This window comes from Shewanella sp. A32, from assembly GCF_029167175.1.
GTDB classification, from domain to species: Bacteria; Pseudomonadota; Gammaproteobacteria; order Enterobacterales; family Shewanellaceae; genus Shewanella; species Shewanella yunxiaonensis.
Map to the genome: position 1 here is coordinate 154,296 of NZ_JARFTS010000008.1, position 10,658 is coordinate 164,953.

Annotated in this window: 6 protein-coding genes; 3 read left to right on the forward strand and 3 right to left on the reverse strand. The window is 47.0% G+C overall.

Annotated features, from left to right (window positions below; translation table 11 throughout):
- Window position 1: 1 nt before the first annotated feature.
- The 3 genes from PY479_RS08655 to PY479_RS08665 form a co-directional block, all read right to left on the reverse strand.
- Window positions 2–988 (reverse strand): DmsE family decaheme c-type cytochrome, encoded by a 987-nt coding sequence (locus PY479_RS08655; protein ID WP_275483508.1) that lies wholly within the window; start codon window positions 986–988, stop codon window positions 2–4.
- A 72-nt stretch (window positions 989–1,060) separates the two neighbouring features.
- Window positions 1,061–3,067 carry an OmcA/MtrC family decaheme c-type cytochrome gene (locus tag PY479_RS08660; RefSeq protein WP_275483502.1) on the reverse strand — a complete coding sequence of 669 codons (2,007 nt, stop codon included), beginning with the start codon at window positions 3,065–3,067 and terminating at the stop codon, window positions 1,061–1,063.
- Between the two features lie 317 nt (window positions 3,068–3,384).
- On the reverse strand, window positions 3,385–5,568 hold the full coding sequence (locus tag PY479_RS08665) for an OmcA/MtrC family decaheme c-type cytochrome (RefSeq protein ID WP_275483503.1): 2,184 nt from the start codon (window positions 5,566–5,568) through the stop codon (window positions 3,385–3,387).
- A gap of 632 nt (window positions 5,569–6,200) precedes the next feature.
- Between PY479_RS08665 and PY479_RS08670 the strand changes: the two genes are divergently transcribed.
- The 3 genes from PY479_RS08670 (at window position 6,201) to glnS (ending at window position 10,566) form a co-directional block, all read left to right on the forward strand.
- Window positions 6,201–6,440, forward strand: coding sequence for a FeoA family protein (locus PY479_RS08670; RefSeq protein ID WP_212596131.1), 240 nt, complete (start codon window positions 6,201–6,203; stop codon window positions 6,438–6,440).
- Window positions 6,433–8,727: a Fe(2+) transporter permease subunit FeoB gene (gene feoB, locus PY479_RS08675; protein ID WP_212596132.1), complete on the forward strand. Its 2,295-nt coding sequence runs from the start codon at window positions 6,433–6,435 to the stop codon at window positions 8,725–8,727. Before PY479_RS08670 ends, feoB begins: the two co-directional genes overlap by 8 nt.
- A 168-nt stretch (window positions 8,728–8,895) precedes the next feature.
- Window positions 8,896–10,566 (forward strand): glutamine--tRNA ligase, encoded by a 1,671-nt coding sequence (gene glnS / locus PY479_RS08680; RefSeq protein WP_275483504.1) that lies wholly within the window; start codon window positions 8,896–8,898, stop codon window positions 10,564–10,566.
- Window positions 10,567–10,658: the final 92 nt, after the last annotated feature.

Consider the following 10,658-nt stretch of genomic DNA (forward strand, 5'->3'; position numbering starts at 1 on the left):
CTTAACGCTGCAGCAATTTGCCGGATGGATTATTAGAACCATGTACCTGACTGTGGCAGTTCAGGCAGCTTCTACCACCGGTAAAGGCGCTACCATTCACAGTTGATCCTAATCCGGTATTACCCAGATAGGCATTGCTGGTATGGCCGTCACTGGCATGACATTGTTGACACAGCATTGGTGCCCGAGCTTTTAACATGGCTTCATTAGCTGAGCCATGTGGGTTATGGCAACTGTCGCAGTTTTCAGTGACAGGGGCATGCTCCCATAATTTTGGACCACGTTTCTCGGCATGACAGCTGTAGCAGGTTTCGTTGATCGTTGGTTTTACCAAATCCGCTTCGGTACTGGTACCGTGAGGATTATGGCAATCGGTACAGGTCATCTGATTCCATTTCAGCGGGTGTGCAGAACGCTTGTTCATATCCGCTTTTTCTTTGGTATGGCAGCTGGTACAAACTTCTACTTCTGTAGCTTTCGACAGAACAGGATCTTGAGCCGCATGGATAGTGTGGCAAGAAGCACAAGCTACATCAGCATTGTCATGGTGACTGCCTTCCCAGTTCATGCGTTTATCATCTGTATGACAGCTAAGGCATACTGAGTTCTGCTTCTGTGGTGACAGCGTTGACCCTTTACCAAAGGTAATCATCGGCTCATTAGCGCCTTTGTGTTTACCTTGAGGACCATGACAAGCTTCACATTGTAATCCCGCCATCGGACTTTTACTGGAATCTATGGCGCCATGGACCCCTTTAAAAATTTCCATGACATTGCCGGTTCTGCGGTGACACATTAAACAGGTATCAGCACCTTTAGGTGAGTATTTACCTTCTTCAAATTTTTTATCGAGGGCAGCTTCTACCTGCGCAGGAGTCATTTTTTTATCCCACGGTGCGGCATGCGCAGTATGGGCTAGCCCTAAAGACAATACTGCAGCCACTAACGTAGTATTCAGCATTGCTTGTATTTTTTGGTTTGTATTCATCATTTGGCATCCTTGATTTGTCCAAACTTCGGAGAAAGCAGGGAGGTGTTTCCTCCCTGCGGTTCGGGCAAATTACATATTCACCACTGTGTGGTCTGCAGCTGTTGGTTTGTGGCAGTAGAAACAAGTTTCTGACTGCGCGGCTTGGTTGGCAGCGGTGTAATCACCGTTGACTACCGCACCATAACTTTCAAGTGTTTCTTGAGAATGCAAACCATCAGATCCCAGTGCGTGACAGGAAGTACAAACGGCTGTGATCGGTGTGGTGTATTCACCAGCAGCAGTTGCCAGTGCGCCTTTGTTTTTAAATGAATCCAGATTGAAGCTAGTATGACACTGAGTACACTCAGTGATAACGCCCACTTCGTTGTGAACTACGTGGAGTTTCATTTCAAATGCGCCTTTGTTGGCACCACTGGCGTATGTGCCATCTGGAGTATGGCAGGCAACACAACCGTCAAGACCAACAGTCATTTCACCATTCACTTCACGACCCAACTGATCACTCAGCACGAACCCAGTGTGATGGCCTTTATGCAGTTGGAAGCTATCTCCGTGACATTTCTGACAAGCGGCAAAACTAACAGAGTCAGTATGACGATAGGTTGGTGCATCGCCAGACTTAGTCCCAAAGGCCAGCTGTGCTTTCATACTGGTAGTATCACTGTCACTGGTACAAGCAATTAGATCTGCACCGCTAGTACACATTTCCAGACCGATGAAAGTAAATGCTGTGTCTGTATCACCGCTACCAAAGGGTAAGGCTGGTGTAGTGTAAACCAGTTTGCCATCGACAATACTGACATCACTCTGCAAGGTATTGTCGGTAATCAGGTCTTTAGTGACATGGGCCACACCTGAACCGGGGCTAACGTTGTAACCCATAATTGGGAATTCAGGGCCAACGTTGGTGATAGTTTCCAGGCGCTTAATTTTGCTCAGTTCAGAACTGGCGTCCAAAGTATTGCCATTAGCATCAATCAACGTAACGGTCAGTGTGGCGCTGTCATCATCATTAGCAACCAGGGTAGCTGTCATACCGCGTTTAGCGATCACTGCTTCTTTGTTTTGATAGTCTGTGGAGTGAACTTCTTCAGTCCATTCGCTGTTGTGACAAGCCACACAGTTAGAGTTGTCAGACTGCTGGCTGTGACCTTGGCCAGTAGCAAAATCGATATCGCTATGGCAGCTACCACAGGCCTGAGCGGTTGGTACCTTAGACCAGTTACCCCAATCAGGAGTTAAATCCCCCTGATCGTTGTGACATGTGCTACAGGTTTTAAGTGCTTCGCTTTCATATACCGGTTGCGGTACACCATCAGCATCGACGGTAAAATGTTTAGCATGGATCAACATGCTGAACTGATCATCAGAGTTACTCAAACGATTAGGTGTATGGCAGCTAGCACACATGTTGACGTCGTTATAAGAACCGCTGTGATGTGCAGTGCTCACATCTCCGTGACATTTGTTACAGCTAGCCGTGGCCACAATCTTGCGGGAATAACCGGGCTCGTTACCGGAAACGGTGAAGTCAACAATGGCATTAGAGTTAGGTACTGCGGTGCCATCAGGTAACGGTGTGTTATAAGCACGGATCATGAAACGCTGTGCGAGCTCTGCATTAAAAGTGGTTCTGGTAGCAGAGGTGTCAGCGAAATTAGTGGAGAAGGTATAGGTATATACACCGTTTTTCTTGTCTACAAAGGTACCTGGACAAGTGCTAGCAAGGTCACAGGTTTCATCGACAATATACTGCCATTGTGTGGCGTTACCGACACCAGTTGCTCCCTGAGGTAACAGCTGCAATGCATAGAAACGCATTTTTTGCAGCCCGACCACAGCTTGATCATCCTGGTTGGTTACCTGGAAACGAAGACTGGCAACACCATCGGTGATAGTTTCATCATAAAAGGTAAAGTTTAAAGCATCGATCGTCATGGCGGGGCTGCCACCAGCCGAACCGTCAGAACCGGCTGCACCATCTGCTCCATCGCTGCCGCCACAACCCGTTAAGGTCATGGATAACGCACCGGCAGCAAGCAGTAGTGCGAATTTTGAGTTACTTGCGTTCATCATTATTTTTCCCTGCAATATGGAAGCACTCGGTCAACATCCTGCCGTTTTTGTCCGGTAGATTGGTGTTGTAATCAGCTTGTTGACCCCATGCTGGATAAAGTATCTCCCACGGAAAGGCTAACGCAGAATATCAATAAATGCTTCTAAACAGGCGTTAATGTGTGACTTGGATCTTTCTATTTTGAAAGAGATAGTTAACTAATGAAACTTGTACTACAGCTTTTACTAAATAACTTGATACACTATCTAACTTATTGTTTACAAAAAATGAAGGAGGCACTAGGCCTCCTTCATTTTTTGTGGTATCGCTTACTTAGTTAGTTGCCATGAGCTTCCATCAGCTGTGATGGTGTGTGACAAGTCTTACAGGTTTCTGCCGCACGTTGCTGTACATCGCTGATGCTGCTGCCATCGAGAATCCCACCATTGGTCTCAATATGAGATTTAGCCGCATCGGTCAGGTATTGCTGATGGCAACTCAAACATACACCCGCATCGGAGGATACCCAGATTTCTGCGCCATTATTGGCAGTATCGCCATAACGCCAAGCGCGATCCGGATCTCGGCCCAAGGTAATTCCGGTGCTAGTATGACAAGTTTCACAGTCGGTTTTCAGTACTGTCCCTGAACCTAAGCCGCTGTACTTGAGGTAATGGCCATCCCGTTCATGGGCTTTAAACATGAAACTTGAAGGGATTTTGCCACCAGCGTATGTACTACTGCTGATCAATGGTTTGTCAGGTGTGTGGCAAGTCTGGCAGTTCACGCCGTTGTCATAGTGGTGGATCTCTTCACCATGGCAGCCTTGGCATTTTGTGGTATCAATAATGGTCCGGCGAGTAGCCGCAGTGACGCTGCTATCTTCGCCGTTATCGCCCCAAACAAATCGATACGGGTCCTGTTTGATATAAACTTTACGAACGTTGTCTGCACTGCAATCAGTTAACTGAATATCATCAACGCCATAACCGCCGTTGTTGAAGCAGGCTTGCAGCGTAGACCAAATTTCAAAAGTCTTGCCGCTGGCATCTGCTGGCATATTCATACTGGTCATTGTCACAGTGTAAGTCTTGGTAGCGGCATCATATGTTCCGGCGCTTAAACTAGCGCGGCGGTTGCTATATGACGCTTCACTGTATGCTGGGAAGTCTTTGTCGATGTCCCAGCCCACAACCATACGACTGCTTTGGTTGATATAAGTCTGATCGACAGCATTACCATCCGCATCCAGTACCTGTACACCGAAGGTCAGCTTACCATTGGCATCAAGGCCGATATTGGACACTTTTACACTCATCTCTTGTGCCAATGTGTAAGCTTTCAGCACATCGCCATGACGTTTAACTGCACTGCCCGTACCGGTATATGGAGATTCAGCATTGTGGCAGGACATACAGTCGGTGCTGTCGTGATGGGCTGAAGGTTTTTCTGAGTGACAGGCAATACACGCAGTATTGCTTTTCTCTTCAGTAAACAGTGCCGCATCACTAGGTGCATTAGTACCTTGTACGTGACAGACGGAACAATCTGCAGCAGGAGTCTGCGGGAAGTTAACTTCACTAAAATCTTCGACGCTGCCGCCATAACCAACGATCTTGTATGGGTCAGCAACTTCATTACCATCCGCATCGTAAGTAACGCGAGCGGAACCGCGGTGAATTGCATGGATCATGTAAGTGAAGTCAATGCTATTGCCTGATTCTGGGTCACCGGAAGTTGCCGTATGGCAAGCTTCACAGTTTGCCAGATCCAGACGACGGCCGCCGTGAGCTTTCAGACTGTCTGGTTGGTGACAGGTATAACAAGCATCAATCGATACGACGTTGCGGGTCTGTATACCAGAGGTCATGCCACTGGACGGCTGCCAGTCAAAATGCGCATTGACCGCGAGAGTGTCAGTTTTGAGTTCCAGTGTGACACGTTGAGTATCATCGGCGTCATAAGTCACTGAGACTGGCGTTGTCACGTTAGCGATATTGTTTTGGTAGGTATAGGTATAGGTACCATCACCATTATCCACCAGGCAATTGTCGCAATTTGATACAGACTCAACAGTTGCTTGAGTTTGAGTGGATGGATTGAGGTTGTCTACGTCAGTCGGTACGTTAGAAGGCGCTTTGGTGACGTTAATGTACGACTGCCATTGGTAACCGTGATCAAAACCGGTGGAGCCATCAGAATTTGTGTCAACTACGTGGGTTAATTGGGCGATGCCAAAGCGTAGATCATAATCCTTGGTAAGACCGACAACCGCCACACCATTGGCATTAGTTAAAGAGAAGGTAACGCTAACGCTGCCGTTGGAAATAGAAGCATCAGTAAAATCGGCTTTTAGCGTAGTAGCGTTGTCGATGCTGAGCGTAGTTAATCCGGGTTCACCGGGGGCTCCGTCTTGGCCGTCTGTGCCATCGCTTCCGCCGCAGCCGGCGAGCACCAAAGACAACAGCCCGGCTCCCAACAGCGCTTTGCTCGCGGCATTGAAATTAAACCGTTTCATCATTATGTATCCCTGCAAGGTTTATAGTTCTCTCTGTAACGGGCATTAGTTTTGGAGTTGTCGCTACAGTGAGTGGAGTGAGATTTCCATACATAAGGCTATCCAAATGTAAGTCAATTCGCAGTTATTTTAGCCAGGTTATGTGATTGAGATCTGACTATTTATAAACGACTAGTAAGGTTTCTGGACAAATTTACAAAGTGGTTATTAAAAGACTGATGAATAGGGAATTCATCTTAAAAATGAATCATTTTTCATTTTGAGCAAACCTACAGACAGAGCCGCTGCAATGCTTGCCGTAGTATCTGGCAGCGATCTGGGCAACAATTTTTTTGCGTTGTAGACGACGCGCACTGTAAAACCGCATTACAATACCTGCCGCAGCGCTGAGTGATAAACCTTGATGTATATCTCCTTTTTGTGACGCAAAAATTAGCCTGTTCCCTAATTTTCTGACCAAGCACACAAAGTTGCCACAAACAGCAGTTTATTTTCATTTGACCGTTTATTCCTGCGTAGATTTGACACATAATACAGACACAATTGAAAATTATTATCGTTTACAGTTAGCGTTAATAATGACTCTTGCAGTTGCCTCACGGTAGTGCAGAGCTAGCAGTTAAGTGGTAGAGGCTATGAAGTTAAGTGAATTGAACCCCGGCGATCGCGCAAAAATTTCTGATATCGGGCGTTTGGAACTGCCATCCGCAGTTAAACGCAAGCTTTTGTCTCTGGGGATTACACCCAATACGCATTTCTCACTTATTCGTCGCGCACCGATGGGGTCGGGTCTTGAACTCGAAATCCGTGGCAGTAAATTGTGTGTGCGCCAAGAGCTGGCACAGATAGTTGAAGTGGAGAGGGCAGATGATTAAGCAGTTTCATTGTGTCACTGTTGGGAACCCTAATGCTGGTAAGTCAACGCTGTTTAACGCTTTGACTGGAGCTAACCAACAGGTTGGTAACTGGGCAGGGGTGACGGTTGAGAAAAAAACCGGCCGTTTCACGCTACATGGCGTTGATGTATTCCTGACAGATCTGCCGGGCATATACGATATTCTGCCATCAGAAAGCGACTGCGACTGTTCTTTGGACGAACAGATTGCCCAGCAGTTTCTCGCCACTCAGAAAATGGATGGCATTATCAATATGGTCGATGCCACCAATATTGAGCGCCATCTGTATTTAACGGTTCAACTTAGGGAACTGGGTATCCCTATGGTTGTAGTGCTGAACAAAATCGATGCTGCCACCAAGCGTGGGATCAACATTGATGCAGCAGCCATGAGTAAAAAACTTGGCTGTCCTGTGATTGGTGTGACCTCTCGCGATGCTAAAGATGTCGAAAAAGTGAAAGCGCTGGTGGTGCAGTTTTTTGAAGGCCATGTGTCATCTGCACCTTTATTATTGGATTACGGCCCTGAAATTGAAGCCAGTGTTGCCGCATTACGTGAAGCTGAGCCCAACCTTAGCCGTGGCCGTGCATTGGCAAAGCTCGCTAACGCAAAAGGGTGTAATGCCTGTCAACATGGCGCTAATAATCAAGAAGTTGAACAATGCGCAGAATCCTTTGCTCGAGATGGTAAAGATATTGAGATCCATGCGGCGGCAACTCGGTTCGATTTTGTTGAAGCCCTTTATCAAGCAGCAATTCATGCGGAAGACAAACCAACGTTTAGCGATCGGCTTGACCAGATAGTGCTGCATCCAATATGGGGTGTTCCCATCTTTCTGCTGGTTATGTACCTCACCTTCATGTTCGCCATCAATATCGGCAGTGCTTTTATCGACTTTTTTGATATCTCTGCCGGTGCGTTGTTTGTTGACCATCTCGGTGCCTGGCTACAGAGTGCACATGCCCCTGAGTGGCTGATTACTATTCTTGCTGGTGGTGTCGGTCAAGGTATCCAAACCGTTTGTACCTTTATTCCGGTAATTGCAGCGTTATTCCTGGCATTGTCAGTACTGGAAGGTTCTGGCTACATGGCAAGGGCTGCATTTGTCGTTGATGGTCTGATGCGCCGTATCGGTCTTCCCGGTAAAGCCTTTGTGCCGATGATTGTAGGTTTCGGGTGTTCTGTTCCTGCAATCATGGCGACTCGGACCTTAGGGAGTGAACGTGAGCGTATCGTCACAGGTATGATGGCCCCGTTTATGTCCTGTGGTGCGCGGTTACCTGTATATGCATTGTTTGCTGCGGCTTTCTTCCCAGAATCCGGACAGAATTTGGTATTTATGCTTTACGTCATCGGGATCTTTGCCGCTATCGGCACTGGTTTGATGTTGCGCAAAACCTTGTTACCGGGCAACAGTACTGCGGTAGTGATGGAGCTGCCAACGTATGAATTACCTAAACCGCGGATGGTCTTAGGCCGTACCGGCAAGCGAACTAAAAGTTTTATTTTGGGTGCTGGTAAAACCATCGTGTTAGTCGTAACTGTACTGAACTTTATTAACTCTATCAGTACCGATGGCACCTTTGGTCACCAGGACAGTAAAGAGTCTTTACTAAGTGTGGCAAGCCAGAAGATCACGCCGGTGTTTGCCCCTATGGGATTACAGTCGGATAACTGGCAGGCAACCGTTGGGATTGTTACGGGCATCTTCGCCAAAGAGGCGGTAGTCGGTACACTCAACAATCTGTATAGCAGCCAGTCCCAGACTCAAGGTGAATTAACCCCTCTGAGTGATAGCTTTAAACAGGCACTGAGCACCATTCCGCAAAATTTATTAGGGATTAATCTTGGTGATCCGCTGTCTTTGTCCGTTGGCCATGTTGATAATGTCGATGAGGCAGCAGCAGAGCAGGGGGTAGAACAAACCACATTTAGTGCATTACAGACAGGATTTAGTGGTCAGCTATCTGCCTTTACTTACCTGTTGTTTATCCTGCTTTACACACCTTGTGTCGCCGCAATGGGAGCCTTAGTGAATGAGTTTGGACCGCGTTGGGCCAGTTTTGCCGCAAGCTGGACGCTGGCTTTAGCTTATGGCACTTCAACCGTGGTGTACCAAGCTGCAACCATTCCTCAGCATCCGGTGCAATCATGTTCCTGGATCGCATTTTTCGCTGCGGCGTTGGTCAGTTTTTATCTGTGGTTGAAACGTAAAGCCAAACGGACTCAGCAAATCATTCCCGGAATAAAAATTATTACTGAGTAATTTCCGGACATTAGATTGAAAAAGCAGCGCTATTTGCTGCTTTTTTCTTTTTGAAGGAACGTTGACGGGCGTTGTTACAGTTTTTATCCTAGAAGCATTGTCAGCGGGCATGATCTGTAGGATCATGCCCGTTTTATAAAGATTGCAAGGTTCGCAAAGAGGAATTACATGAGTCAGCTGGACACTGAAGTACGTCCGAGTAACTTCATTCGCAATATCATTGATGAGGATTTAGCCAGTGGCAAGCACACCAGTGTGCATACCCGGTTTCCGCCGGAGCCTAACGGTTTCCTCCATATCGGTCATGCAAAATCTATTTGCCTGAACTTCGGTATTGCCCGCGACTACCAGGGACAATGTAATCTGCGTTTTGATGATACCAATCCGGAAAAGGAGAATATTGATTACGTCAATTCTATCAAGGAGGACGTGCGCTGGCTCGGCTTCCAGTGGAGTGGCAATATTCATTATTCATCCGATTATTTTGATGCGCTACATGGTTATGCTGTAGAGCTGATCAAAAAAGGCTTAGCGTATGTCTGTTTCCTGAATGGCGAACAGATGCGCGAATATCGCGGTACGCTTAAGGAGCCGGGTAAAAATAGTCCCTACCGCGACACCTCAATTGAAGAAAACTTGGCGTTATTTGAGAAAATGCGTGCGGGTGATTACAAGGAAGGTGAGTGTAGTCTGCGTGCCAAAATTGATATGGCATCGCCATTCATGTGCATGCGCGATCCGGTCCTGTATCGCATCAAGTTTGCTCATCACCATCAGACTGGGGATAAGTGGTGCATCTATCCAATGTACGACTTTACCCATTGTATCTCTGATGCGTTGGAACATATTACGCATAGTTTATGTACGCTGGAGTTCCAGGATAACCGTCGTCTGTATGACTGGGTGTTGGATCACCTGGACGATTTTAACTATGAAGGTCGTACCCGTCAGTATGAGTTTTCACGGTTAAATCTTGAGTATACCGTGATGTCTAAACGCAAGCTGAATGAGCTGGTAACGCGTAAATTAGTTAACGGTTGGGATGATCCGCGGATGCCGACGATTGCCGGTTTGCGACGTCGCGGTTTTACCCCATCGTCTATCCGGGAATTCTGTGAGCGTATTGGTATTACCAAACAAGATAACCTGGTGGAAATCGGTATGCTCGAGGCGTGTATTCGTGAAGAGCTGAACGAAAATGCTCCACGTGCAATGGCAGTGATCAACCCTATTCGGATGGTGATTGAAAATTACCCGCAAGGTCAGACTGAAATTATCAGTTCTCCGGTCCATCCAAATAAACCAGAGCTGGGTGAACGTGAGTTACCTTTCAGCGCTGAACTGTATATTGATGCCGAAGATTTCCGCGAGGAAGCCAATAAGCAATACAAACGTCTGGTATTGGGTAAGGAAGTTCGTCTGCGTAACGCATACATTGTAAAAGCTGAACGTTGTGATAAAGATGAACAGGGTAATGTCACCACAGTATATTGTAGCTATGATGCTGATACTAAAGGGACTAATCCTGCCGACGGTCGTAAGGTTAAGGGCGTCATTCACTGGGTGGATAAAGCTACAGCGCTGCCTGCTGAGTTCCGCTTGTATGATCGTTTGTTCAGTACTGCGAATCCGGCTGGCGCTGATACCTTGGACGAAGCATTAAACCCAGATTCACTGGTTGTGCGTCATGGTTTTGTGGAAGCAGGTTTGGTAGATGCTGTTGCTGAGAAAGCTTATCAGTTTGAGCGGGAAGGCTATTTCTGTGCTGACTGCAAGGATTCCAGTGCTGATCATCTGGTGTTCAATCGTACGGTTGCACTGCGTGATTCTTTCGCATAATACCGAGAGATGTCTCGTCCTAATATAGGTTGACAGTTTTTAGGCCAGCTCCCGTAGCTGGCCTTTTCTATTGTGCACCTGATTGGGTGTTG

Bases quoted from the DNA above. Each gene is read 5' to 3' on its own strand.
- PY479_RS08655 (WP_275483508.1), bottom strand. From the start codon at position 988: ATGAATACAAACCAAAAAATACAAGCAATGCTGAATACTACGTTAGTG.
- PY479_RS08660 (WP_275483502.1), bottom strand. From the start codon at position 3,067: ATGATGAACGCAAGTAACTCAAAATTCGCACTACTGCTTGCTGCCGGT.
- PY479_RS08665 (WP_275483503.1), bottom strand. From the start codon at position 5,568: ATGATGAAACGGTTTAATTTCAATGCCGCGAGCAAAGCGCTGTTGGGA.
- PY479_RS08670 (WP_212596131.1), top strand. From the start codon at position 6,201: ATGAAGTTAAGTGAATTGAACCCCGGCGATCGCGCAAAAATTTCTGAT.
- feoB (WP_212596132.1), top strand. From the start codon at position 6,433: ATGATTAAGCAGTTTCATTGTGTCACTGTTGGGAACCCTAATGCTGGT.
- glnS (WP_275483504.1), top strand. From the start codon at position 8,896: ATGAGTCAGCTGGACACTGAAGTACGTCCGAGTAACTTCATTCGCAAT.